The sequence below is a fragment of the Luteolibacter algae genome, assembly GCF_042683045.1.
GTDB classification, from domain to species: Bacteria; Verrucomicrobiota; Verrucomicrobiia; order Verrucomicrobiales; family Akkermansiaceae; genus Luteolibacter; species Luteolibacter algae.
Genome location: NZ_JBHUIT010000034.1, coordinates 91,625 through 117,688, shown reverse-complemented (window position 1 = coordinate 117,688; position 26,064 = coordinate 91,625). Strand labels below are relative to the sequence as shown.

Below are 26,064 nucleotides of genomic sequence, written 5' to 3'. Positions count from 1 at the left end.
TTTTTACGGGTTTATGTTTAATAAAATAACCCGAGACCTATTGCGAGGCATCGGGTCCCCAATCCACTCCCCCATGAATATCCGCATCTTCTTTTCCTCTCCCGGCGATGTAAAAATGGAACGCGAAACGGCGAAACGAATCGTCGATCGCCTGCAGACGGAGATTGGAGATACCGCGTCCATCCAACCCTACTTCTGGGAACACGAGGTGATGGTGGCGACGAAGGATTATCAGGAAAATATCCCGCAAATGGACGATTTTGATATCGTTGTTTGCATTCTCTGGTCGCGTCTCGGGACTCCTCTCGATCCCTCACGCCACCCGAAACCCGGCGGCGGCGGATTCAAAAGTGGCACGGAATACGAATTTTTCACCGCCATGCAGGCACACGAGCTGAAGGGCACACCAGACATTTTCGTTTTCCGGAACACCACCGAGCCACGCAGACCTTCCCGCCCGAAGGAAGTGCGGGAAATGGTCGACCGGGAAATCGACCGCCTCGATAATTTCTTCGATACCTACTTCCAGGACGATACTTTCTTCACCCGCGCGATTAATATTTATTCCACGCTAGGAGAGTTCGAAGAAAAACTTACGATCGCCCTCCGGTCATATATCACCGGCCGCATTCCACTAGTTTCTCCCGGACCCGACTCTGCGAAAAAAAACAAGCCTACCTACAACCGCCAGCCATACCTCGGTCTTGCCTCATTCGATTACAAAGACGCGCCGGTATTCTTCGGGCGCACAGCACAGATCGGCGAAATCATCACGAGCTTTCAATCGCAGGAGCTAGATGCCCAAACCAATACTGAACATCCGCCCAAACACTTTGTCCTCATTCTAGGGTCCAGCGGCAGCGGAAAATCTTCTCTCGCACGTGCCGGTATTCTGCCGATGCTGACGAATCCTGGCGTCATCGAGGGTGCCAATGAATGGCGCACGGCCATCTTCAAACCGGCTGATGTCGCCTCAGACCCTATCCTCGCCCTGGTTCAAAGTCTCGATACCCCATTGGGCCTCCCTGAGCTTTTTGCCGATGGCACCACACCCCGGGAAATTGCCGATCTAATCCGCACCCAGCCTGCCGGCGGCGGTCTCCTGCTACGCCAGGCCCTCACGCAGGCCGGTGCACTTGCGCTTACCAAACGCAAGCGGGAACTAGAGGAAATGCGAAAGCTTTTCCTCTCCGAGCACCGAGAGGAGGATGCCAGATTATTGCGCGACAAGATCGACACTCTATCCCCGCCTGCGGTTCGTATCGCGCTACTAGCCGATCAGTTGGAAGAGCTTTTCACCTCGGATCTTTCCCCGGATACGCTCTCTTCCTTCATGGAAATTCTGATCGCCCTGGCAAACTCCGGCCGCGTCTTTCTTCTCGCCACATTACGCTCGGATTTCTATCCCCGCTGCCTCGAGTTTCCCGCCCTTGTGGATTTGATGCAAGGCTCCGGCACCTACGCGCTGCCGGCTCCGTCGGCTTCGGATATCGGGCAGATGATCCGGCAACCGGCAGCCATCGCTGGCTTGGCATTTGAGGAAAACATCTCCAGCGGTGAAAATCTTGATGAGCTGCTCCGGGATGCCGCACTGAAGGATCCCACCGCGCTGCCGCTCCTCTCCTACACGTTGGAACAGCTCTATGAACAGCGCACCCCGGAAGGCCTCCTAACACTGAAAGCCTATCATCAACTCGGCGGGCTGGAAGGAGCGATCGGCTCCCGGGCCGAATCGATTTTTTCATCGCTTCCCACCGATGCGCAGGGCCAGTTCGATTCTCTCTGCAAGCAGCTGGTCACGCTTCAGGAGGGCGGAGAGCCTACCCGCCGACGAGCCTATTACCCGACACTCACGCGCACGCCGGAAGCGAAAACACTCGTCGATGCGCTGGTAAATGCGCGGCTCCTCACCGCAGATCAATCACCCTCCGGCGAGCGTATCGTTTCCGTGGCACACGAGGCACTGCTCCGCCATTGGCCACGTCTTGTGGCGTGGGTGGATGATAACAGGATATTCCTCAACACCCGCACGCGCGTCGCCTCACGGCTGGCCGACTGGATGGAGAAGGATAAATCTGATGATTATCTCATCCCCCGCGGGCCGAATCTTTCCGCAGCGGAGTCCATACTCGCCGGACATCTCGCCTCTCTCGATCCGCTCGAAATCGAGTTTATCGGAAAATCCGCGGACCGGATCCGCAAAGAAGATCAACGCCACCTCCGCAACGCGCGCTTGATCACCGCCGGTGCGATTGTTCTTTGCCTCATCGCCATCGCCGGCGGGATTTTGGCAATCGGCGCCAAACGAAATGCGCAGAAAGAACGCAATGCGGCGATCGCCCAGGAAAAGCTCGCCAAGGAGGCGGAGGCAAAGGCGGTTTCCAGCGAGGCACGCTCTGCTTACATCAATGGCATCGAGCGATTGGAGGCAGGTAAAAGCCGCGAAGGTTTGACGGCTCTGGGCCAGGCGCTCACCATCAAGCCAAAACATACAGGCGCTCTAGCACGCCTCTATTCCGAGCAACTCTACAGCCTGCCAAAGCCGATTCCGGTTCGTTCTTTCCACGCAAATACAAGCTTCCGCCAGAGAATTACCGGCGGACAGATTGGGCCGAAGCAATATGTCGCTTTCATCACCGACAAGGGAAAGCCTCAGCTTTTCGATTTGAATGAGCTGAAGGAAGTGCCCGGGCCTTGGAATGAGGAGCCGGATTCCCTGGCTCCGGTTTCCGCTGTTGATTCTGCTTTTGCCCTGAACATCCGCGAGGATCTCAGCCTGCGTGTCTGGAATACGAAAACAAAGGAGCAGAGCGCGGTGCTAAACGCGACTCCGGGCTTCGCGCAGCTTCTGGTCAGCCTGGATGGCAAGTATTTCGCAGAGGCTCTGAATTCGGGTGATGTGTCTCTCTACGAGACCCGTAGTGGAGAAAAGAAATATCACTGGGAGCAGAAGGGCAGCCCCGCCTGGCTGGCGGACAGTCGCAATTCCTACGTTATCTGTGCCTCACTGGAAGAGCTGGTGATCTTCGATCGAAAGCAAAAAAAGGTCAGCGCGCGCCTCACAGACCCTGATTTTCAATTCCTTTCAGCCCGTCCTGCCCTACCCGCGGATCTGGGCAGCGCACAGCACATCGCCATCGTTCACCTTCGCAAGCGGGACACGTTTCCAGTCGTCGATCAGCTTCGGTTTCTCGACATCGCCAAAGGAGAATTCATCGAGAATTCCAGAACCCTGGAATATAACGCATTTATCTGGGATTTCATGCCCAGCCCGGATGGCACTTCCGTGGCTGTAGCGATCCAGGGCAGCGAGCCAAGACTCCAACATATTTCTGATCCGTCCAAAGACCGCACATTCGAATGCGGAGGCTATGCGACGAAAATCGCGATCTCCCCGGATGAGCGTCTGATCGTATCCGCGCAGTCTGACGGCACCGTCTATATCCATGACGCTGCCTCGGCAAAACAAGTCTTCGATGTGATCCGACACCCTGCGCGTCTGGAAGATTTATTGCTCTCCTGGGATGGGCGTTATCTGCTGACCAGCACTTCCCAGATCGCCATGATCTGGGATCTCGCGGTCGGTCCCGCGCTTACCCTCCCCCTCGGCACACCGGAGTATGTGCAGCAAACAGAGCTCACAGAAAAAGAGCTGATCCTAAAATCCCCGGATCATATCTATACCTACGATCCCGTCTCTCTCACTGAGTCCGAAATTCCGAACCCACGGCCGAAGGATTCCACGGGCTGGCTGGTCGATCAAAAAATCAAAACCGCCGCCGCATATTTCGACAAAGGCGTTGTGGGCTTTTACGATCTATCTAGTAATCCACCCTCGCAAAAGCCCGTCTGGGTTTCTCCAAATGAAACGGTGGATCACTGGGCCATCTCCCCGGATGGAACTTTGTTTGCCTCATTTTCAAACGGCGAGTTATTCATTGTAAGCACTTCCGATGCATCGATACTTTCCAAAAGCAAAACCGGGAAAATCGCTCCGAGCCTCATCGAGTTCACACCGGATAACGGAACTCTGATCGCCCTGGCACCCGCTACCGGAAATCAGAATAACCAAGTTCAACTTCGCGCCTGGAATGTGGCGTCCGGCGAATCCATCGCCCTGGAACATCCGGTCCTGTATTCATCATCATTCTGGATTTCCCCGGATTCCCAATGGCTCGCCGTCTCGGCGAATGGTTCTGCCGCAGCGTCCGAGTATTTCATGTATCTATGGGATTTCTCGGATCTGACAAAGGCTCCGGAAAGCATCATGCACACGGACTTTATCACCGCCGCCGCATTCAATTCCGATTCGTCATTGCTGGGCGTCAGCGGTGCCGATCGGAAGCTTAGGGTGTGGTCGATCCCGGATTGCAAACCGATGTCGGATGCAATCGTCGATAGCTTTGGCCAGATCGATGTCTTCACCTTCAGCCCTGATTCCAAAGCGATCGCTACAATCTCTTCCAACCAGGGAAAATCGACGATCCGAAGTTGGGATTGGCGGGAGGCGTTACCGGTTTCGCGCTCGTTCGAGTTACCCACCCTTGCCCACACCATCCGCTTCACTCCGGACGGAAACCGTGTCCTTATCATCGCTCCGGAGCATCAGGCCGGCACTTCCACCCGGCAGCTCATCTACACCCGGGAGATCCATCCTCCCGCTGATATGACAGAGCAGATTCTGCCTCTCACGGAGGCATCCACCGCACTTAAAATCCGCGACACTCTTGTCCCGATTCCCTGCAATCCCTCTGATTCATGGGATGAGGTGCGCAAGGCGTTTCCGGACTCCTGGTTCCTGAAATCACCAGCCCTACGGAAGATCTCTCCGGCCATTGATGTCGATAGCATGCGCTGGATCGAGGACTCGGGTATCACAATGGACGAGTTACTCGCCGCCCTCCCATCGGTGGGCCTTGCCCACGCATCCATTGCCCACTGGCAACAGGCGAACCTGGAAAAGACCCGCAAGCACTTGAACAGTTTACCTGCCGGCTCAACCGAGTATCAGGAGGCATTCGTCAAATTAAAGGAAACACAGGCCAGGATCGACCGGCTAGTCACCTTCGGCGAGCGTAACGCACAAACGGATCCTTCCGTTTGCTACCATCTTGCCCACCAGGCTCGGGCGGCGGGCAACGAAGTCCGCTGCCGGATTTTTGCAAAAAAAGCGTTGGAGATCGATCCGCACCACGAAAACGCACTGCATCTCCTAGCCGTCAGCTACGAGGGCGAGAAGCGCTTCGATAAAGCCATCCCGTTGCTCGTTACACTCGTCGAGGATCATCCCGGGAAGGTGATCTATCATTATCGCCTGGGGCTCAATTACTGGTCCAGTGGTGACAAGGTTTCCGCGGAAAAGGAATTCTTCAAAGTCACCGATGATGGCACTGTCTCTGCAAACAATCTAGGGACGATGAATTTTCTGCTCGGGCGGAATCAGGAGGCTCTCAGCCAGTTCAAAAAGGCTGCCGAGGAGCAGAAGAGAACGGCAGAGGACAAGCAATATGAGCTCGATAGCCTGGTCTACCTGATTGTCGGCCACTACGCGGCCAACGAGAAAGAAAAAGCAGTGGATTGGTATAAGGAGCTCATCGAAAAAGAGCCTAAGGCTGGCGATCTCGCCGTCGTCCAGTCGCTCACTATTACCAGAGAACTTGTGGATACTCTGGTTTCCGCCCTCAAGCTTACCTTGGAAAGGCATCCTGAGCTCGCTCCGTCGGCGAACGATCAGCCTTGAATTCCTTTCTCCGCAGTTACATGTTCCGCGCGGCTCGGGCTTTCTACCTGTTCCGCTCCCGAAACTTTATACAACATTTTCCATTATGCTTCTTCACTTTTATAAAATGAACGGTGCCGGCAATGACTTCATCATCATCGATAACCGCGATCTTTCAATCAATCTCGATGAGGACACGATCGCGGCTCTTTGCGACCGCCACCGCGGGATCGGAGCGGATGGGCTGCTGGCCGTGGAACCTGCCGAACACGGCGCTGATTATAAATTCCGCTACTACAATGCCGATGGCGGAGAGGCGGAAATGTGCGGAAACGGTGCCCGCTGTTTCGGCTTTTTCACTGCCCACCTTTCTGATTCCGAGGAGCTTCCGGAAAGCGTCTCCTTTGAGACCATCGCCGGGACACTTTCAGCGGACATCGTTGGCGACGATATCCGTATTGCGATGTCCGAGCCGAAGGACCTTGAATTGAAGGCTCCAATCGAGCTGGAAGGCCACGCGGCGGACTTCTATTTCCTCAATACCGGCGTTCCCCACGTCGTCAGCTTTGTCGAAGATGTCCAGGCTGTGGACGTCGTCACCTACGGTCGCACAGTCCGCGAGCATCCGCACTTCGCGCCCAATGGCACCAACGCGAATTTTGCCCAGATCCTCGCCCCGGATCATATCGCCATCCGCACCTACGAGCGCGGTGTGGAGGATGAGACGCTTGCATGCGGCACGGGTATGGTCGCCTCGGCATTGATCCATCACCTGCTCACCGGCGCGGAATCCCCGATCAAGGTGGATGTCGAAGGCGGTGACACGCTTTCGGTAGGTTTTGAAAAGACCAGCGATACCACATTTACCAACGTCACCCTCACGGGTCCTGCGGACTTCGTCTTCGAAGGCGAGATCGAAATCTGACCGCGATCCGGCAAGCCATTCAGGGGAAATCGCATCTTTCGGCGGTTTCCCCCTTTTTTTGGTCACTGAGCTAAAACTTGCGGTTCCTCAAAGCGGCTTTAGCCTTTGGGTATGAACTCCGTGGGCAAATTGATTCTTCTGTTTTCGCTGGCAGCTACAATTTCCAGTTGCGGCGATCCACAAACTCCCGAGCACGCTAGGCTCAAAAAAGAACTCACCCCCATGCAATACAAGGTGACCCAGGAGGATGGCACGGAGCCTCCTTTTAAAAACGAGTATTGGGACAATAAGGAACCCGGCATCTACGTTTCCATTGTGAGCGGAGAGCCGCTTTTCAGCTCTAGGGACAAGTTCAAATCCGGAACCGGCTGGCCGAGTTTCACCAAGCCGCTTTTCGAAGGCGCGGTGAAGGAAAAAACGGACACGACCTATGGAATGACACGCACGGAAGTCCGTTCTGTGAAGGCGGATACTCACCTGGGCCACGTCTTCGAAGATGGGCCGGAACCTACCGGTCTGCGCTATTGTATGAATTCCGCGGCGCTACGCTTCATCCCGGTTGATGAGCTCCGGGAAAATGGCCTAAAGAAATATCTCGCCGATTTCAAAGAAGATTAATCTTCCGCTACGCTATGATAATCTTTGACGAAGCAGCTCAGATTTGAAATGAAAGGTCGTCTTCTCCCGTAGGTGATAGGACGCTTCCATTTCATTCCCAAATCCGTCTGAGAAAATACCTTCAATACCTGTTTCTTTTCTTTGGCTGCCTGCATCTTATAGGCGGTCCTTACAGCGTATTGCAGACTTATGCGTGGGTGAACATGATCATCGACTACTCACAGGAGAGCACGCTTTCACAAGCAGTCAGCGATACATTCTCAGGGGAAAAGCCCTGTGAACTCTGCAACAAGATCGCCGCTGTGAAATCCGATGAGCGCTCGACGGAAAACGATCCCATCCAGTTGTCTCCATCGTCTTTAAAGCTTTTCCAGGATCTCTTTCCTCCCGCACATGCGGAGCTGAAGGATCCATTCTCCAGCCAGCTGCCCAACCCTGTTTTTTGGGCGGCTAATATTCCATTGTCCCAGCCGCTTGCCGGGCCTCCAGTCCCTCCTCCAAGGGCGCTTAGTTGATTGATCAGATCTCCAGCTACTCCTTTTGACGTAGCTGATCCCAGGCTTTTACTGCAGCTCCCGGCGGGGAGAAGCGCTCAATGTGGCGTATTCTCATCTTCAGCCGGCTCCGGTATCAGCGAAATCCACGGACCTCTGGAAAACAATCGTTTTCCACTGTCCCGCGGCACGCGCTTCATGCCCTTGGCACCGCGATCCGCCCACCAATCGAACATCAACTTTTTCAATGATATGAAACCTTTTACAACACTTTTTCTAACATCATCCATCGCACTCTCAGCACCAGATACACTCGATACCACGGTCATCAAATCCGCTGATAACGAGACACTCACCCAAAAGACCCTGGAACAGGACAGGCTGGAACTTTCAAAGATCCCCGGCGGCACCGAAAGCGTCGATTCCGAGCGCTACCTCACCGGGCGTTCCTCCACCCTGGCTGATACCTTCGCACTCTCCCCGGGTGTCATCGCCCAATCCCGCTTCGGATCGGATGAAGCCCGGATCTCGATTCGTGGCTCCGGCCTCCAGCGCACCTTCCACGGCCGCGGTATCCGGTTTATGCAAGATGGCATCCCGCTGAATCTTGCCGATGGAGGCTTCGATATGCAATCGGTAGACCCCCTCGCCGCCTCCCACATCAATATCTGGCGCGGTGGAAACGCAATCTCACGTGGCTCTGCGACACTGGGCGGGGCGATCGATTATCTCTCGCATACGGGCAGGTCCGCCCCCGGCTACTCCGCTCGGCTGGAAGCGGGTTCCTACGAGTATCTGAGGGCACGCTTCGCCGGTGGCATCACGGAGGGCTCGAAAGATCTCTATTTCTCCCTCTCCCACGCCTCCCAGAACGGCTTCCGTGATCATGCGGAGCAATCCGCACAACGGCTTTTCACAAACTTCGGAGTCCAGCTGCGGGATGATCTGGAAACCCGGTTCTACCTCACCGCCATCCATACGGATTCCGACCTACCGGGGAATCTTACAAAAGCCCAGCTGGAGACAAATCCCCGCCAGGCCGATACATCGTTCTTCGGATCCGTTCCTTACGATAACCAACGTAATTTCGAGCTCTTCCGCTTTGCCAACAAGACCACTCTCCGCTCTGGCAATAATACCTGGGACTTCTCGGCGGCATGGACTTACAAAGACCTGGATCACCCGATCACTCCCTTTGTCGGCGTCATTGATCAGCTTTCAAACGATCTCTACCTTGGCGCGACGTTCACCAATACGGATGACTTTCTCGGCAGGGAAAACGTCTTCCGCTCCGGCCTTTCATTCACCTACGGAGAAACTCGTAGCGCACTCTTCGCCAACAACTCCGGCAGCCGCGGAGCACTCAAGACCAACGAAGACCAGACCGCTTCCAATCTGGAATTTTTCATCGAAAACCAACATCACCTCAACGGTGATCTGAGCCTCACCACAGGACTATCCGCAGCCTACTCCATCCGCGAGAATGAACGCTTTTTCAACGCGACTCCACCCGCTCTCGGCTCGCTGACCAATTACGATGACTCCTACTCGAATGTGGCGCCGAACCTCGGCCTCGTTTATGAAAAAAATGACATCCAATACTTCACGGGAATTTCCGGAAGCTACGAGCCACCTTCATTCTCCGAGGCTGTCACCAACAACATCGCCCGCGATGCGCAAACTGCGGCAACCATAGAGGCAGGCACCCGCGGCACACGCTCGTTCGCACGCTGGGACGCCACCGTATATTATTCGAAGGTCAAGGACGAGCTCCTCACCCTCACAGACCCCTCCACAATGGTCAGCACCACGACCAATGCGGACGATACCATTCACTACGGTATCGAGCTCGGCACGGAGATCGATCTACTAGGATCATCATGGCTGGATGAAAATCCGGATCAGCGCCTCGTTTTCCGCAGTGCCTACACCTACGGTTCCTTCCGTTTCGATGATGATGCGTTCTACGGTGACAACCGTATCGCAGGCCTTCCACCACACCTTCTCCGTAGCGAGTTGCTTTGGGAAAATGCCCAAGGCTATTACGCGGGACCAACCTTTGAATGGTCTCCGGTGAAGTCCTTCATCGATCACCGCAATACCTTTGCCGCAGATCCATACGCTCTGCTCGGTTTCAAAGTAGGTCGGCGCGTGGCAAATGGAATCTCATGGTTTATCGAGGCGAAAAACCTCACCGATGAGGTTTACTCCGCGACCCACGGCGTGATGGATGATGCCGGTGGCATGGACCAGCGCCAGTTCCTCCCCGGTGACGGCCGCTCTGTCTTCGCCGGCATCGAATGGAAGTTCTAAACACTCTCCCCCCCCAAAAAAAACTGTGGCGGTGGCCTTGAGTTGCCGCCACAGTCATCGCTTTTTCACCACAGTCCTCGGCTCACGGCCAGGCCACGATCCTCTCTTTACTTGAAACCCACGGCCGACCGAACCGGTCAGCCCAACCAGACACCACTTTTCCAAAATGAAAAAAATCGTCCGTAAACTCCACCGATATCTCGGTCTAATCTTTTCCATTTCCATCCTCATGTCATCGGGCAGCGGCGTGATCCACGTGCTCATGTCACGCACCCAGTCGGCACCACCTGCGGCAAAACCATCCGGTGCACTTCTCGATACCTCAGCTATCACTGTGACACCAGCAGACGCATTCCCGGATGCACCGCCGGCGGCGATCAATATCCGCAACATTGCAGGAAAGCCCCACTACCAGGCGTTCATCCCCGGCCAGCGGGAGTTCACCTATATCGATGCGACAAATGGCCGGAAAAATCCTGACGCGGATGCGACTTATGCCCGTGAAATCGCAAGCACTTTCCTCGGCACCGATGAGATTGAGCAAACCGATTTCCTCACCAGCTTCAACAGCGAATACATCGGCATCTTCCGCATCCTACCGGTCTACCGCTTCGATCTCGCGGATGGAAAAGGCACGCGTGTTTATGTCTCTACTGTCACCGGCTCGGTCACCCGTCACACCGATGATGAAAAGCAGTTCGAAGCCTCCGTGTTCACGAATTTCCACAAGCTCGGCTTCATCCCCAACAAAGATGCCCGCGACTGGCTGCTCACCATCCTTACCGGCGCAGCCTTCCTCATCTCCATCCTCGGCATCGTTCTCTTCTTCCTCACCCGCCCGAGAAAGAACAAAAAACCGGCAACCGGAACGACAAGACCATAGCCGGATCTGGGCCAGCGTGTCAGAGGTTTTCCAGCTGCCATGCCTCGAACATTACCAGCTGCTGCTCGTAGGGAAAATTTTTGCGCCCTTCGTCCTCCGCCAGCCATTTCTAAAAGCCCTCGGGTCCCTACGTTTTCGAGGGCTTCTAATTTTCCCGCGTGCAGCCTCCGCCTCCACGGGAAATCAGACCTACAAAAAAGGCCCCATATTTCAGAAGATACAGTCCTAGGACGGTGTAGACGGTTAGCGAAAACATCAATGCCCTGGAAGCATTTGCAGCCATCTCCGATGGAATGCTCACTCCCGCCCATTGGGAGGAAAAATGAACCGCGAGCAGCTTCCCTCCGGTCTCCACCGCAAGCCATAGAAAAATCACCCCCACCACCCTCGTAACCATCCACGCAAGCTCCTCCTTGGTAATACCATTTTTCATGATTGAAGAATCTTAATTATTCCAAGAATCGTCAAGATCCATATATAAAACTTCCCCTCGACCCAACAATTGATTCATATAAGTCCCCGATTGCAGGTTGACGATTCCTGATGACGTAAATGTTGTTCGGTGTTTTTAGTTTTCGCATCTAGCGAGACAAGATCTCTTGAACTTTTCACCGCTGTTTCAGAGACAAGGTTCGTTTCGCCCATGCAACTTCATGCCGGATAGGAATATGAGGTCAGGATAGTTTGCGCGTAGTTCTGCACATTATTAATGTAAGAGACGGGATACTCAGCCACTGCCCCGACAAGCCTTTTTTGGAAAACTCTGGCACGCGGCATGCATTACAGAGTTCAACCCCATAAAAATGTTTAATGCGTATGATCCCGGTAAGTTTTACGACGAGATGTTTCGTCCGGATGGCTCTGTAAGACCGTCCTGCGCTCCACTGCTAGAGAAGTTCGGCAAGGTGGAGGAAAAGGATTTCCTGGCCCGCAAGGCGAGCTCCGAGCTTTACTTCCTGCGGCAAGGAATCACCTTTAATGTTTATCATGACAATCAAGGCACGGAGCGCATTTTCCCCTTCGATCCCATTCCCCGGGTGATGCCCGCTAGCGAGTGGGAGCATCTGGAGGCCGGGCTCACGCAGCGCATCGTCGCCCTGAATTTATTCCTTCACGATATTTATCACGACCAGCAAATTCTCAAGGACGAGGTCATCCCGCGCTTCTATGTGGAAAATGCCCGCCATTACCGGCCGGAGTTCCGCGGTGTGGATGTCGCGGAAAATATATACATTCACATTTGTGGAAGCGATCTTATCCGTGGCAGTGATGGAGTTTACTATGTTCTGGAAGATAATGGCCGCTGCCCGTCCGGAGCCTCGTATTTGTTGGAAAACCGGAATGCGCTGAAACGGGCCTTTCCGGGCATTTTCGATTCACTGGGGGTCCGTCCGGTCGATAGTTATCCGCGGGATCTGCGGAATATGCTTCATCACATTTCCCCACGCCGCGAGGGAGATCCCGTATGTGTCTTGCTCACGCCCGGCTGCCACAACAGTGCATATTTCGAGCACTGCTACCTGGCCCGTGAGATGGGTATCGATATCGTCGAAGGCAAGGATCTCGTGGTGATGGACAAATTCGTCTATACGCGGACAACACGTGGCCTAGTCCGCGTGGATGTGATCTACCGCCGCATCGATGATGATTTTATCGATCCCACAGTTTTCCGGAAAGACTCGGTGCTCGGCGTGCCAGGACTGATGAATGCCTATCGCCATGGCAATGTCTCGTTGGCCAATGCAGTCGGCACAGGTGTCGCAGACGACAAGGTAATCTACCACTTCGTCCCGAAAATGATCGAATACTATCTGGGCCAGAAACCGATCTTGCCGAACGTGCCTACCTTCCTCGCCTCCGAGGAAAAGGATATGAAATACATCCTCGCTAACCTGCCTGAGCTGGTCGTGAAGGCCGCCAATGAGTCAGGCGGCTACGGGATGCTTATGGGGCCCACGGCGACCAAGGATGAAATCGCCGCATTCCGCGAGCAAATCATCGCGGATCCACGGAACTACATCGCACAGCCAGTGGTTTCCCTATCGCGCTCCCCTACATGGTGTGACGGCGCAATGGAAGGCAGGCACATCGATCTACGGCCATATATTATTTATGGAAATGAGGTGAAAATCGTCCCCGGCGGTTTGACCCGCGTAGCCCTCACCAAGGACTCCCTCATTGTAAACTCCTCACAAGGCGGCGGCAGCAAGGACACCTGGGTGCTCCGTCATTGATTATAGAAAAATCCCTATGCTTTCACGAGTCGCAAACACACTTTACTGGATGGTTCGCTTTGTCGAACGGGCTGACAATCTCGCCCGCTTGATCGATGTGAACCAGCAGCTCCTGCTGGATTTCGAAAGCCTCGACAGCGCCCGTCTGCGGGGCTTCTGGCAGCCTATCATTCTCAGCACGGGGGATGAGGAAGCCTTCAACAAGCTCTATAGTGAAAACGGAAGCCGCGAGGTGATTCGCTTCCTCACCGATGATCCGCGCAACCCGAACAGCATCGTCTCCTGCATCGCGCTGGCCCGCGAGAATGCACGGACTGTGCGCGATCAGCTTTCCGATGAGCTGTGGGAGGAGTTGAACTCGCTCTACCTTTTCACCCGCTCCGCGGAGGCTTCCCGTTTGATCGATTCCGATCCATCGCGCTTTTACGATCAGATCCGGCGCTGCGCGGTGACCTTTCTTGGCATTGCGGAATCCACTACCTCGCGTAATGAGGCGTGGGAGTTCATGGACTTGGGCCGGCATCTGGAACGTGCGGACAAAACTACCCGTTTTCTCGATGTCTCCAGCTATCTACCATCCGAGGAGGAATCTCCGGAAACGGTATCCGCAGTAGTTCTGCACTGGACGGCCATTCTCCGCTCCTGCGGAGCCATGGGTGCATATAGAGCGGAAAAAAAGCGTGAAATCAACGCCAGCGGGGTGACAGATTTTCTGATGTTTTCCAAGGAGTTCCCCCGCTCCGTGCGTTATTGTATTGAGAAGGTGGATATTAGCCTTCACCGCGTTTCCGGCACTCCGCGCGGGACATTTTCCAACCAGGCGGAACGCGAATCCGGTCGCTTGCTTTCGGAGCTGAACTTCGGCTGCACTGACGGTATTTTCGAGTCTGGCCTCCATCAATACCTCGATAACATTCAGATCCACCTCAACCACATCGGCGATGAAATTTTCGAAACATACGTTCTCATGCCAGAGCGTATGCAGACCAGCCCGGTGCCAAAAGCTCCTACGCTGCTCGACGTCGCCACATGGCAAATGGAGCAACAGCAACAACAGTGAGTAATAACCAAAAATGGTTCGCCAGCACACTAGGCACCAAAATTTCCGTCCGCCATCGCACGACGTTTCACTACGCATCGCCGGTGACACATAGTGTGAACACTCTACATCTGGAGCCGCGGACGTTTCCCTGCCAGAAAACAATGCTGGCGCTGATCCGTGTCCTCCCGGCGACCCGGATGCGGTGCTTCACCGATCTTTTTCAAAACATCACCCACCACTTCGAGCTGCCCCAGGCGCATTCCAAGCTAGAGATAGAAAGCCGGATCAAGGTTCATAATCTCCCCCTTGAGGTGCCCGAGATAAGCCGGGAAATGACAGTCGCAGATTATCAGGATACCGCCGTGCGGGAGACTGTCTGGGCCTATCTGCAGGAAAGTCATTGGGTCTCGAATTACTCGGAAGTCTGGCGCCAAGCAGTCGATCTCACCACCGGTGTCACCTCCGTCTTCGAGCAGGCGGGCATCATCATGGAGTGGATCCACAGCGAGTTCACCTACGCCACGGGAGTAACCAGCGCCAGCACGCATCTTGAAGAAGCCTTCAGGCTGCGCTGTGGAGTTTGCCAGGATTTCACACATGTCATGCTGGGGCTGTGTCGGGCAGTCGGCATTCCGGCCCGTTATGCATCCGGCTATCTCTACAATGGACCGCGCGATAGTCTCGTCGGTGCCCAGGCATCCCACGCCTGGGCGGAAGTCTATCTCCCCGGTGCGGGCTGGATAGGCTTCGACCCGACGAACAACAATCTCGCCGATGAACGCTATGTTAAAATCGCCGTGGGCCGCGATTACGAGGACGTTGCTCCAGTCCGTGGCAGCTACAGCGGCACCGGCCAATGCCGCATGGAAGTCAGTGTGGAAGTTTCCAAAGCCGATTGAGCATCAGCCAGCGGTCTCGCCGCCTTAGGCCCCGCCGGGCTCACTTTCTCATGATGCGAGTTCGACGGTCTGCACGTCTTCATGGGAGGTATCGGTCACAGCCACGATACCCGAATTGCCCGGCACACCTGGTCTCTCACCATAGATTTTTTTCCAGCAGAGCCTCGCATCATGAGGTTTGTCGTTCTACGCCACGTCACTTGAGTAGAGAAACTTCTGGAAGCCGGAAAACACCTTCGAGATCTCGATAGGCTGCATGCCCAGTTCCTTCACCGCATCCGGGATGGAGTCGTGATACTTCAGTTTTAGTAGCGGTTTCAGCTTCGAGGTATCCAGCTCTTCCACACCTACGTTCACGTAATGGGAGAGCACGAACTCAAGGAAGGCTTGCTGCTTATTATTGAAAAGCGCACTGATCTCCACCCGCGCCTTGCCCGCGCGCTCTTCCCGCGTCAGCGGCGGCATGGAGTAGGCCACGTGGGTGAGCACATCGTAGAGATCGCTCTTCTCCGCAAGATCGTGAAAAAGATACTCCCATTCTTCGGCACCTTGCCCTTCTTGCGAATCTGATCCGGCGCGATTCTCATCAGCGCATCCTCAGGACATGCCGAGAACGAATTGAATGCTTGATTCGCCAGAATGTTCCTGTCCGCTAGAAAAAGAATGCGCGGTCTCCGCGCGGGCTCTCCGCTCAGGTTTCAGCGGCTTTGGAAAAGCTTCCATGCCAGTTGGAAGGCGATGAACGTCTTCCCTGTCTCGGTCGCAAGCGTCAGCAGGATGCGCTCCTGCCCGCCCGCCATCGCTTCCAGCACCTTTTCGATCGCGATGTCTTGATAGTATCGTCCGTGGAAAAATCCTCCTCACGCCACTTCATTGGTATACACACTTTCCCCGCTCTCCGGATACTTCTCCAGCACATGCTGGAACAGCGCCCCGCACTTCGTCTCGAACAGCTCCGAGGTATATTTCTCCGGCAAACCGCTATCCAGCATCTTCTCAATCTCCACCCGCACCGCCGCGCGGGTCGTGCGTTTCGTCCGCCATTCCAGCACCAGCTTCTCAGTCTTCAGCTTCGCCAGCAGATCCCGGCACACCTTCTTGATCGACTCAATCTCCTGCGGCGAAAGATCCGGCCCAGGCCTCGTGAGGATATCGAACACCGCCAGCTCTTCCTCGCTGACGTTCTCACGCAGGTGCCTCTGCTCCTCCTCGCTCAGATCTTTTGTAAATTCCGTTAGTTGCTCGAAGAACCACGCTATGCTCCGCGCTCCGGAGTTCATCTCTTCGATCATCTTCTGGAAACGATCGAGGAAATCGTAACGGCTCGCATTCAGGCGGATCAGGTTGTCCAGCTTCCGCTCGATCAGCGCCCTCAGTTGCTGCGCCTCGATGTTCTTCGTCTTGCTCTTCTCGAACTTCCTCGCCAGCGCTGCGAAATCGATCTTACTCAGGTCGATTGTCTTCGCAGGCGCGCCCGGCTCTTCCTTCGCCGTCGTCACGATAGCCCCGTCCAGCAAACCCGAGATCTTTTCCATCACCTCCGTGATGTTCACTGGATCTTTCTGTGCACGTATCGTCTTCGCAAGCTCCGCGATCAGTTGCGCCTTCGGTGCCAGCTTCGGAATCACCGGATCCGGCATCACCGCTTTGTAGAGCCTCGCCACATCGTTCGAGTGCGCCAGGAACTCATCCCTCACCTCGTCGGTGCGTATCAGTTGGTTTACCGCCGGGATGAAAAGCTTGTCCGTCGCGCTTGGAATCGCCGCCAGATCCACATTCTGTTTCCGGCAATACTCCGTCACCTGCTCCAGCGCGATTTTGAGCGCCTCCACCAGCTCTGTCTTGTCCTTCACCGGCAGCTCCCCGCCGCTGCCGCCCGCTCCGTAGATCGCCAGCGCCTTCTCCAGTTCCTGGAAAACATTCGCGTAGTCCACGATCAGGCCGTTCACCTTGTCGCCATAGACGCGGTTCGCGCGGGCGATGGTTTGCATCAGCGTGTGGCCGCGCATCGGCTTGTCGAGATAGAGGGTCGAGCAGCTCGGCGCATCGAAGCCCGTGAGCCACATCGCGCAGACGAAGACCAGGCGGAACCTGTCCTCCGGATTCTTGAACTTCTCCTCCAGATCCTCTTTCACCATCCGCTCCCGGTGCGGCAGGATATCGAATCCCTTCGCCGCCATCTCCGTGATCTCGTTCTGCCCCGGTGAGACGACCACCGCCATATCCGTCTCCACCAGATTCTTGAGCCGCGCGTTCAGCTCCGCGTATTCCGGCATCAGAGGGCTCACCTTCGCCAACCGTTCGCTCACCCGTGCCTTCTCCGCGTTCCACTCCGCGTTGACCTTTTCATACATGCGCAGGGTCGTCAGCTTGTCGATGGACACCACCATCGCCTTGCCCTGGTAGCCACGGTTCAGGAAATGGTGCACGATGTCTTTCACCACCTCGTCCAGCCTGTCGTCGCGGGTGATGAGATGGTATTTCTGTCCCAGCACCTTCTTGAGCTTCTCCTCCTGGTCTTCGTCCAGCCCCGCGTCCTCGATGGTCTGGTAGATCTCCTCGTTCAGCTCCGGATTCGTGATCTCCAGCTCCTTCGTCCGGTTCTCGTAGAAGAGCGGCACCGTCGCCCCGTCCTCCACGGACTGCTTGAAATCATAGACGCTCACGTATTCGCCGAAGACCTCCCGCGTCCTCTCCTCCCCGGCGATGAGCGGGGTTCCCGTGAATGCCACGAACTTCGCATTCGGCAGCGCCGTGCGCATGTTCATCGCCAGCGTGTCGTATTGGCTGCGGTGCGCCTCATCCGTCAGCACGATGATGTCGTCCCGCTCCGAGAGCACCGGATGCAGCGTCCCCGGCTCCGTGCGGAACTTGTGGATCAGCGTGAACACATACCGGTGATCCGCCGTCAGCAGCTCCCGCAGATGGCTCGCGCTCGTCGCCTTCGAGTTCTTGCCGTTCGCCGCCCCGCAGTTCGCAAACGTATCGGAGATCTGCCGATCCAGCTCCATCCTGTCCGTGATCACCACGAAGGTCCAGTTCCCCTTGATCTTGCGGAACACCTTCTCCGCGAAGAACACCATGGAGTAACTCTTCCCCGATCCCTGCGTGTGCCAGAACACCCCTATTCGATTCTTCGAAATCGAACCCTCACCCCCAGCCCCTCTCCCAGAGGTAGAGGGGAGATCTTTTAAAATCTCGGTCAGCACCTCTTCGGTCTTATGGAGAACGGAAGAGTTCTTGAAACGCAGAACTTTCAGCTTTTGGGAGCGCAGATAGGCATCCCGCTTCTTGTCGTGTGCCTTTGCTTCATCGGACTGGTGAACCTCACCATCACATTCCACGACAAGCCCCGCCTCGTGGCAGTAGAAATCACAGATGTAATCCCCGAATTGATGCTGACGCCGAAACTTCGCACCACCACACCGTCGATCCCTCAAAATTTCCCATAACAACTCCTCCGCCGGAGTCTGCCTCTCCCGCAACTCACGTGCTCGCGCCACCATCCCCGCAACCTCAAACCCACCCCGATAATGCACCCGCTCTTCCTCCCTCCCCACCTGGGATAAAGACAACCGCGAATCTTCCTCCCTCTCCCCCTGGGAGAGGGCCGGGGTGAGGGTGCGCAGCAATGCCTCCACCGCCCGATTCACCCCATGAAACTGGTGATTGCGCGCGACCACCTTCCCCGTGCTGCCTTTGCTGTCCACGAACCTAGTGAAGTTCTCCACCAGATCCAGCAAGCGCCCCTTGTCACAAGTCCCGCGCAGCAGGGTGTTCAGGGAAATATCCGGTGCCTCCTCCTCGCTCACTGCCTTTTTCCAATCCCCGTAGTGCTCCCACTTCGCCGTCAGGCTGCCGATCTTGCTTTGCACCCCGTTGGATACGATGATCAATCCATTGTAGTGGAAAAGCTGCGGGATCGTCCCCTTGTAGTCTGCGATATTCTTGTCGTAACCCTGCCGCACATTCTCGCCCGGAGCCTTGAGCTCCATCAGCACCAGCGGCAGCCCGTTCACGAAACCGATCAGATCCGGCCGTTTCAGATACAGCGCCCCCGCCACCCAGAACTGCGAGGCCAGCAGGAAATCATTGTTCTCCGCCACCTCCCAATCGATCACCGCCACCACCTCCACCCGCTGCCCCCCGTTCTCCCTGTCGGGGAATTTCACCGTCACCCCGCCTTTCAGCAGGCTGGCTATCTCCCGGTTCGCCTCCACCAGGCTCAGCGCCGTCCTGTCCCGCGAAAACTCCTCCACCGCCCCATCGATCGCCTCCTCCGGCAGATCCGGATTCAGCGAAAGAAGCGCCGCCCTCAGCCGTCCCGTCAGAACCACCTCCCGCTTCCCCTCCCGCCCAAGGTCACTCACCCCACCTTGCCACTCACCGAAACAATTCATCACATCCCACCCCAGCTCATGCTGCATGAGCTGGATCGCAGGCTGCTCGACTAGGTGATCTTCGGTGTAGGCCATATATGTATTATGAATCCAGGAGTGCTCTGGCAATCGTCACACAGTCCTCACGCAGACGAGCGCCCTCCTTCTTGCTCGCAAGACTTCCAAAATAAAAGCCCTGTGCCAATACCGGCCCTTTCGATTCCGTATTCGTGAAATCCTCTTCGAGTGCCCGGATCGCAGATTCAACACCCGCGTTCCCTGCCCGTTTCTCTTCCCCAAAGGATGCGACCGCCACCTCCGGCCCCTCTTCGCACGAATGCACCAAGGAAAGAATATCATAGGCATCCTTCGCCTTCTTTGCCGAAGTCCTGTTCGCAAAAGCATTCAGCTTCAGCACGATCAATGGCCCGTAATTACAGAATCGGATCGGAAACGTCCGCTGCTCACCGAACTGATCATTACCCGTGATATCGCGCACGATCGGATTCAAGAGTGCCCGCCCTATCCCGGGACATACCGAGGTCTTCAAGTCACTCACATTCCGACTGCCGGATCGATGGGGCGGATGCTCGGTAAGGAAATCCACGAACAGCTTCCCATGCTCCGTCTCTTGGTAGATGCGCCCCTCCTCGTTCTCCACAAAGCCCGCCATGGACAAAGCGAACCCAGCCGGAGCCGCCATCCCGGCATCTGCCGCGAGTGTGATCCCGAAGTCCACGTCCAGCGTGGATGTCGCCCGATAGCGCGGGTGGAGCTTGTTTCTCGTATGACAGTGGATCGCCAACCCTCCCACCACCACCAGATCCTGATGGAAATTCTCCAGGGCAGCCCATGCTTTCACCAGCGCGGCCTCTGCCGAGAGCAATCCCTCAGCAGAATATTCATCCAGATTCTCCGGTGCCTCGCTCATGTCCACCCTCCTGAAAAATCATCCAGCTTCCGCAAGACTTCCGCCTGCTCGGCTCCGTTTGGCTCCGCCTGATGCAGATCCAGATAAAGCTGCACGTCCGAGACAAGCACCGCCCGCCGCCCCTCTTTCACGCGCTGGCTGTCGATGGTCAGGGCATGGTGATCCTCATGCACCAGCAGCCGCAGATTGCCGGCACCGCGTTGCACCGGGCGGGCTTTCAGCTCGTATCCGATCTCATCATCATCGGGAAAGCGCTTCACGTAGGCGGAAACAACCGTCGGCACATTGTGGGGAGCACGCAGCCACGCCGCATAATTCAGGGTGAAAAGCGGCTCTTCCGAATGGGCCGCACCATATCGGATCAGCCGATCCGCAAGCTCCTCCCCCGATACCAGCGTGGAATACTCCCGCACCGAAGTCCGTTTGGAAAAATCATCCTTCCGCAGCCAATCCGTGAGGAGCTTCCCCGCTTCCGTGATCCGTATCCCCTCCGGCCCGTCCTGCGCTAGCTCCTGATCCAGCAAAACCTTCCGAACCTTGCTCACCAGCCCCAGGCTCACTCCTGCGATCTCCGCCAACTGCTCCACCTTCCACGGACGCAGCGGCCCTTTAAGCAACACCCTCAGTAGCCGCGAAGCTTTGGGCGTGAAGATCGATTTCAGAACCCTCGCCTCCTGATATACCCGCGCCTCCTTCTCCACATGAAACCACAGCCCGCCGAACTCCAGATTGCAATTTCCCGCCAGATCCAGCCAACCGACTTCATTCTCCTCGCAGATCCTTGCCACCGATTCGGAAATATGGGGGGCAACCAGCAACGGATAGATCGGGACTCCGTTTTCATCCTGCGCCGGATTCCGTCTCAGGCTCCAGATCGCCTGCCGCGCCTCATGTGGATAAACCGCAGATTTGATGATCGCACGTATTTGCCACACCTTACCCCGAGCCGCCGGAGATCCCTTCTCCACACGCAAATTGAAGCCCAAATGGTAATTTGGATCAGATGGCTGCCCGCTTTCCCGACCAACCCATTGGTGCGGCAAGACCTCACCCGCCCTTCCAAGGGTTCTCTGCATCGTTTCCAGCACCTCTTTCCGAAGCGCCGAAGGGTTTGGCAGTGATCTCACCATACGCCGGATACTACCCAAGCCATCCCTACCCAGCAAGATCCTTTTTCACTAAAAACACCGATTTCACCAATTGGTGAAACTAGCCTAAATTGTGAAATTACGTGTCCTGCTGAAACTCCCCACCACTATTGGTCTCCGCATCCCTCACCCACCCCGCCATCTTGGGAACCCACGGGGAAAACGCCTTTTCGAGCTTCTGGATATGCTCCGCCAGCCAGGCGATCATCTCCGGCCAGTTCTCTTTGTCCCTGCCATCGAATCCCTTCGCGTAACTGATGCGGCTCGCCTTGATGTCATTCAGCCGCTTCCAGTCGAACTTCCCGCCGAAGACGGCTTCGATCTCATCCTTGTGCCTGGACAACTGGTCGTAGATCGCCTTGTTCTCCGCTTGGTTTTCGCGCACGATATTCAGCTCCACGCGCACCTCCTTTACCCCGAAGATCAGCGTATAGCGCACGTCCCTGTATCCTGATGAGGTATTGAGGAAGCTATCCTTGCCAGGGTTCACATTGCGGAACACCGAAACCCCTCTCTTCTCGAATGCCGCCAAGGTATCCGCCCAGAAGTCCAGCCTACGGGATTGCCGATGAACCTGCGACTGTACGGTGCTCTGCTCTTCCTTCACCTTCTCCGCCACGCCGATCATGAAGTCCTCCGCCTCCGGGGTCGGGATGATCTGCTCCATGTTCAGGAAAATCTGGCCGCCGTTGTCGAATGCGGTCGCGCGGATGCACTGGAGGCGGATCCCGTGCTGCAGCAGCCAAAGCACGGTGGAGGTCACCTCTTTGCGGAAGTTCGCCGCCACCATGATCACCCGCTGGTGTATGCCGGGATTCAGGATCAGGCTCTCGAAATCTTCTTCCTTGTCCAGGAACTCCCCGATCTTCTCCCGTGCATCCCCGCCGCCATTCTTCAGCAGAAAATTCTGGTAGATCTCCACGATCTGGGATTTCGAGAGCGAGGAGCAGTAGGACGCGTATTTGAGCGATTGCCAGACAACATTCCGTCCGGAGTCGTCCAGCTTGTTCTCGATGAGCACCAGCCCGCCCTGCTTGTCCAGCGCCAGCAGATCCAGCCGCTCCTTCGTCTCATCAAAGCCATCAAACTCCTTGGCGATGATCAGCAACTCCTCGCCGAGGCATTCCGGGCACTTCGCGATCCACTCCTGCAAGTGCGCCCGCTCGCTGAATCCCAACGCACCAAAGCCTTTCGCGGAAAGCGCGGTGATGGAATTGCTCGTCTTGTCGATCTGATACATGGGCTAGTTGGAAGGTGAAAGGAGCTTGGGAAGGAGCAGGTCGCGGGTGCGGCGGAGGGTTTGGTTGCGGCGTTGGAGATTGAGAAGCTGGTCAGCGATTGGTGAAACCACCTGTTGGTAACGCTGCACCAGTTCTGCTTGTGGTTGGAGAAAATCAAGTCCCTTGAAAACGCCTCTGCTGATTTCTTTGAAAGTGGCTCCGGAGGCATGAAGAATGAAGGTCTCAACATTCGCCTTGAGCCATTGATAAAGAAAATAAATCGGAACCTCAGAATTCGGCAGGCACGTAATGAAACCCTGATTAGTGCATGATGGAACCGTATTGATGGCAATGGCACCGATCGTCGCACGACTGGTCAGCATCACCGAATAAGCGGGAAACATTTTAGCCGCACTTTTTCTAAGCCCCAGCTCATTTATACGAGCAGCAGATTTCTCGATAAACATAGTGCCTTCCGCCGTAAGATCGCGCGGGGAATACCACTGGATATCGCCATCTACCCAGTATTCTTCGTTGGTTGTAGATGGCGTACCCCCACCTTGAATCTCGAATGCATTGCCTACTTTTCTCCATACCCACCCTTCCGGAATCCGGCCGAGTTCGGAGTCTTTGAACTTTACGGATTCGTGGCCGGGGAAGCGGAAGTGGACGAACCACTCGCGGTAGAGGGATTGCGCCATCTGCTCCAGGATCTTGATGCGGCGCAGGTTGTTCTCCATCAGGTCGTCGTAGGCCGAGAGGATGCCCGCGATCTTGCGTTGGGTGGGGAGATCGGGAAGGTTGACTTTGTAATCGCGAAGAAGACCAAGATTGATATGTGGCACTCCCGAAGAGAAAGCCATATTGTGCATATCCTGCACTGTCTCCTCGGATGTGAAGTAGTAGTAGAGAAACAAAGGGTCAGCTTTGGACTCGTCTACCGTAAGCTTCATCTGACTCTGTGAGATAACGAAACGTTTGATTGGAGAATCAGCAGGAATCAGCCCTACTTGTCCGAGCGTGCCACGTTGAGTGAAGACGAGATCTCCTGGGTGCGCATTGTTTGCTCGGAGTTCGTCTGCTTTTTTCTCCGTAACATAGACAAACTCTTCGAACGAAAATTTCGTTGGTCCTGACAAATTTTTGCCACGAATTACTGGAACTCCATGATCGGCGTAGTGCTTCGAGCTCAATTTTGATCCGAATGGCCCACCGTTGAGAGCCCAGCGTTTTTCGGCCTGAAGATCCGATACCTTCACGCTTTGCAGTTCGGTTCTCATGCTTCCAAAATTTCCATGACGTTTTCCGCAATCCTCTCCTCAAGCTCCCGCGCCTCGGCATTCAGGACTTCAAGCTCTTCGTTGAGCGCTTCGAGCTGTTCCTTGAAATCCTCGTCGCTGAGATCCCCGCCCTTGGCGACGCCGACGTAGCGGCCGGGATTGAGCGACCATCCCTGGGCTTCGATTTCGGCGAGGGTCGCCGCTTTGCACAGCCCCGGAACATCGGTGTAGCCAGCTGCATCACCGAAGACTTCCTCCCATTTCTCGCCGGAGCCGTGGGCGAACTCCAGATCCTCGCCGCGATAGTAGCGGACGAGGTTCGCGAGGAACTCGAGCTGGGCGGGCGTGAAATCCCGGTGGGCGCGGTCCAGTTGGCGGTAGATGTGCCGCGCGTCGATGAAGAGGACCGTGTCGCGGTAGCGGGCACCGACGTGATTTTTGTAGTCGTATTCCGCCAAACCCTCACCGCCGCCTCTCTCAGAGGGAGAGAAACTTTTGGACTTTTTCTTACTCCCCTCGCCCCCTGGGAGAGGGGCTGGGGGTGAGGGCGGTAACGCTGCCTTGCCCTTGTCAAAAAACCACAGCGTGCACGGCAGCGTTACCGTGAAGAAGAAGTTCGGCCCGATGGCGACCATGACATCCACATCCCCGGCGCGGATGATCTTTTCCCGTATCTCCTGTTCGGAGGCGCGGGCATCTGCGGCGGAGTTTGCCATGACGAATCCGGCGCGCCCGGTGCGGTTCAGCGCGGAGTGGAAGTGCTGGATCCAGAGGTAGTTCCCATTGTCCGTGCGCGGGATGCCGAAGGGGTAGCGCGGATCGCCGGAGAGCCTTTCCTTATCGATCTTGCTGACATTGAACGGTGGGTTCGCCATGACGAAATCGAAGCGACCGACGGAGTCCTGGAGATCCTCGTAGTAGGTATTCCCCTGCTTGATGTCCCCGTTCAGCCCGTGGACGGCGAGGTTCAGCCGCGCGAGCCGCGAGGTATCCGTGACCCGTTGATTCGGCAGCTTCCGCCGCTGCCTCACCCTGCGGGCGCGCTGCGCACGTCTCAAATGGGCGCCCCACGCCCATTGGTCCTGGCCGTGGACGGAAATCTCAGTCGTAGGATCACCCGTATATTTCTCCCCTCTATCTCTGGGAGAGGGGCCGGGGGTGAGGGTTCTGTTCGCTCGATGAGCTTCTACGAATCGAGCGGACTGAATGAACATGCCGCCGGAGCCGCAGGCGGGATCGAGGATGCGCCCGTGGTAAGGTTCCAGGATCTCGACGATGAGCTTGACGATGGAGGTGGGCGTGTAGAACTCCCCGCCCTTCTGCCCCTCCGTCATGGCAAATTTCCCGAGGAAGTATTCGTAGATGAGGCCGAAGGTATCCCCGCCCTTGTCCATGGGGACGGAGGCCATGACTTTCAGCAGCTCCGCGAGCGTGAGGCTGTCGAGGATGTGGTAGGTCTTGGGCAGCACATCGGCCAGATCCGGGTTCTCCTTCTCGATGGCGCGCATGGCGTCATTGATGGCTTGGCCGGTGTTCGCTCCCTCCGGCAGGCTCAGGAGATCCGCGAAGCGGGCGTTTTCCGGCAGGTAGATGACCCCGGCGGCATGGTAATCGGTGGCGCTGATCTTGCGGCGGGAAGACGGACGGCTCGGCGAGCCATCCCTACCCAGCTCCTTTTCAACATCAGCAAATCGCACATCCGCATAGCGCAGGAAGATGAGCCCGAGCACGGTGGGCGAGTATTCGGAAGGTTTCAGATCCGCCCCTGCCCAGAGCATGTTCGCGGCATCCCAGAGTTTCTTCTCAAGGGCGGCGTGGGAGTCGTCGGCGGTGGCGGGTTCTGTCCAATGCATGTGTTGGGCTGGAGATTAACTGGAAGTTTACCCGGGAAAAGCCGAAAACGCACATTATCAAACCTATTATTGATATAAACCACCAAACTTTCTGATTATGAACCAACTGCAACTTTCCTCGATTGC

Annotated in this window: 17 protein-coding genes and 1 pseudogene; 9 read left to right on the top strand and 9 right to left on the bottom strand. The window is 56.0% G+C overall.

Translation table 11 applies throughout. The annotated features are described in order from the left end of the window. Positions 1 to 73: 73 nt before the first annotated feature. From ACFSSA_RS14990 to ACFSSA_RS14965, 6 genes are all read left to right on the top strand, one after another. Entirely contained in the window at positions 74 to 5,740 is a 5,667-nt protein-coding gene (locus tag ACFSSA_RS14990; protein WP_386821432.1) for a WD40 repeat domain-containing protein, read from the top strand. Between the two features lie 85 nt (positions 5,741 to 5,825). Further along, on the top strand, positions 5,826 to 6,644 hold the full coding sequence (dapF, locus tag ACFSSA_RS14985) for a diaminopimelate epimerase (RefSeq protein ID WP_386821430.1): 819 nt from the start codon (positions 5,826 to 5,828) through the stop codon (positions 6,642 to 6,644). A 111-nt stretch (positions 6,645 to 6,755) separates the two neighbouring features. Next, positions 6,756 to 7,262 carry a peptide-methionine (R)-S-oxide reductase MsrB gene (msrB, locus tag ACFSSA_RS14980; protein ID WP_386821428.1) on the top strand — a complete coding sequence of 169 codons (507 nt, stop codon included), beginning with the start codon at positions 6,756 to 6,758 and terminating at the stop codon, positions 7,260 to 7,262. A gap of 203 nt (positions 7,263 to 7,465) precedes the next feature. Beyond that, positions 7,466 to 7,777, top strand: a complete 312-nt coding sequence (locus ACFSSA_RS14975) for a hypothetical protein (RefSeq protein ID WP_386821426.1) — start codon at positions 7,466 to 7,468, stop codon at positions 7,775 to 7,777. 231 nt (positions 7,778 to 8,008) lie between these two features. Then, positions 8,009 to 10,069, top strand: a complete 2,061-nt coding sequence (locus tag ACFSSA_RS14970) for a TonB-dependent receptor family protein (RefSeq protein WP_386821424.1) — start codon at positions 8,009 to 8,011, stop codon at positions 10,067 to 10,069. 166 nt (positions 10,070 to 10,235) lie between these two features. After that, entirely contained in the window at positions 10,236 to 10,952 is a 717-nt protein-coding gene (locus ACFSSA_RS14965) for a PepSY domain-containing protein (RefSeq protein WP_386821422.1), read from the top strand. A 145-nt stretch (positions 10,953 to 11,097) separates the two neighbouring features. Here the strand turns inward: ACFSSA_RS14965 and ACFSSA_RS14960 are convergent, their stop codons facing one another. After that, positions 11,098 to 11,385 carry a hypothetical protein gene (locus ACFSSA_RS14960; protein ID WP_386821421.1) on the bottom strand — a complete coding sequence of 96 codons (288 nt, stop codon included), beginning with the start codon at positions 11,383 to 11,385 and terminating at the stop codon, positions 11,098 to 11,100. Between the two features lie 409 nt (positions 11,386 to 11,794). On the opposite strand from ACFSSA_RS14960, the gene ACFSSA_RS14955 reads away from it, so the two are divergent. The 3 genes from ACFSSA_RS14955 to ACFSSA_RS14945 are packed head-to-tail and all read left to right on the top strand — an operon-like array spanning position 11,795 to position 15,127. Beyond that, positions 11,795 to 13,186, top strand: a complete 1,392-nt coding sequence (locus ACFSSA_RS14955) for a circularly permuted type 2 ATP-grasp protein (RefSeq protein WP_386821420.1) — start codon at positions 11,795 to 11,797, stop codon at positions 13,184 to 13,186. Positions 13,187 to 13,202: 16 nt separating this feature from the next. Continuing rightward, the gene (locus ACFSSA_RS14950; protein WP_386821418.1) at positions 13,203 to 14,246 is read left to right on the top strand and encodes an alpha-E domain-containing protein; all 1,044 of its coding nucleotides are present in this window, start codon (positions 13,203 to 13,205) and stop codon (positions 14,244 to 14,246) included. Then, a complete protein-coding gene (locus ACFSSA_RS14945) occupies positions 14,243 to 15,127 on the top strand; it encodes a transglutaminase family protein (RefSeq protein ID WP_386821416.1) in 885 nt (294 codons plus the stop codon). The genes ACFSSA_RS14950 and ACFSSA_RS14945 overlap by 4 nt, the downstream gene beginning before the upstream one ends. A 186-nt stretch (positions 15,128 to 15,313) precedes the next feature. On the opposite strand, the gene ACFSSA_RS14940 is transcribed toward ACFSSA_RS14945, so the two are convergent. From ACFSSA_RS14940 to ACFSSA_RS14905, 8 genes and pseudogenes are all read right to left on the bottom strand, one after another. Then, entirely contained in the window at positions 15,314 to 15,616 is a 303-nt protein-coding gene (locus ACFSSA_RS14940) for a type I restriction-modification enzyme R subunit C-terminal domain-containing protein (protein ID WP_386821415.1), read from the bottom strand. Between the two features lie 20 nt (positions 15,617 to 15,636). Beyond that, positions 15,637 to 15,987, bottom strand: a pseudogene (locus ACFSSA_RS14935) (DEAD/DEAH box helicase family protein); the annotation flags it as partial. Next, positions 15,988 to 19,602 carry an HsdR family type I site-specific deoxyribonuclease gene (locus ACFSSA_RS14930; RefSeq protein WP_386821413.1) on the bottom strand — a complete coding sequence of 1,205 codons (3,615 nt, stop codon included), beginning with the start codon at positions 19,600 to 19,602 and terminating at the stop codon, positions 15,988 to 15,990. 7 nt (positions 19,603 to 19,609) lie between these two features. Next, positions 19,610 to 20,437 (bottom strand): hypothetical protein, encoded by an 828-nt coding sequence (locus ACFSSA_RS14925; RefSeq protein WP_386821411.1) that lies wholly within the window; start codon positions 20,435 to 20,437, stop codon positions 19,610 to 19,612. Further along, the gene (locus ACFSSA_RS14920) at positions 20,434 to 21,567 is read right to left on the bottom strand and encodes a hypothetical protein (RefSeq protein ID WP_386821409.1); all 1,134 of its coding nucleotides are present in this window, start codon (positions 21,565 to 21,567) and stop codon (positions 20,434 to 20,436) included. Before ACFSSA_RS14920 ends, ACFSSA_RS14925 begins: the two co-directional genes overlap by 4 nt. A gap of 97 nt (positions 21,568 to 21,664) precedes the next feature. Next, the gene (locus ACFSSA_RS14915; RefSeq protein ID WP_386821407.1) at positions 21,665 to 22,825 is read right to left on the bottom strand and encodes a DUF4268 domain-containing protein; all 1,161 of its coding nucleotides are present in this window, start codon (positions 22,823 to 22,825) and stop codon (positions 21,665 to 21,667) included. Positions 22,826 to 22,828: 3 nt separating this feature from the next. Then, a complete protein-coding gene (locus ACFSSA_RS14910; RefSeq protein WP_386821405.1) occupies positions 22,829 to 24,085 on the bottom strand; it encodes a restriction endonuclease subunit S in 1,257 nt (418 codons plus the stop codon). Continuing rightward, the gene (locus ACFSSA_RS14905; RefSeq protein WP_386821403.1) at positions 24,082 to 25,938 is read right to left on the bottom strand and encodes a type I restriction-modification system subunit M; all 1,857 of its coding nucleotides are present in this window, start codon (positions 25,936 to 25,938) and stop codon (positions 24,082 to 24,084) included. The genes ACFSSA_RS14910 and ACFSSA_RS14905 overlap by 4 nt, the downstream gene beginning before the upstream one ends. Positions 25,939 to 26,064: the final 126 nt, after the last annotated feature.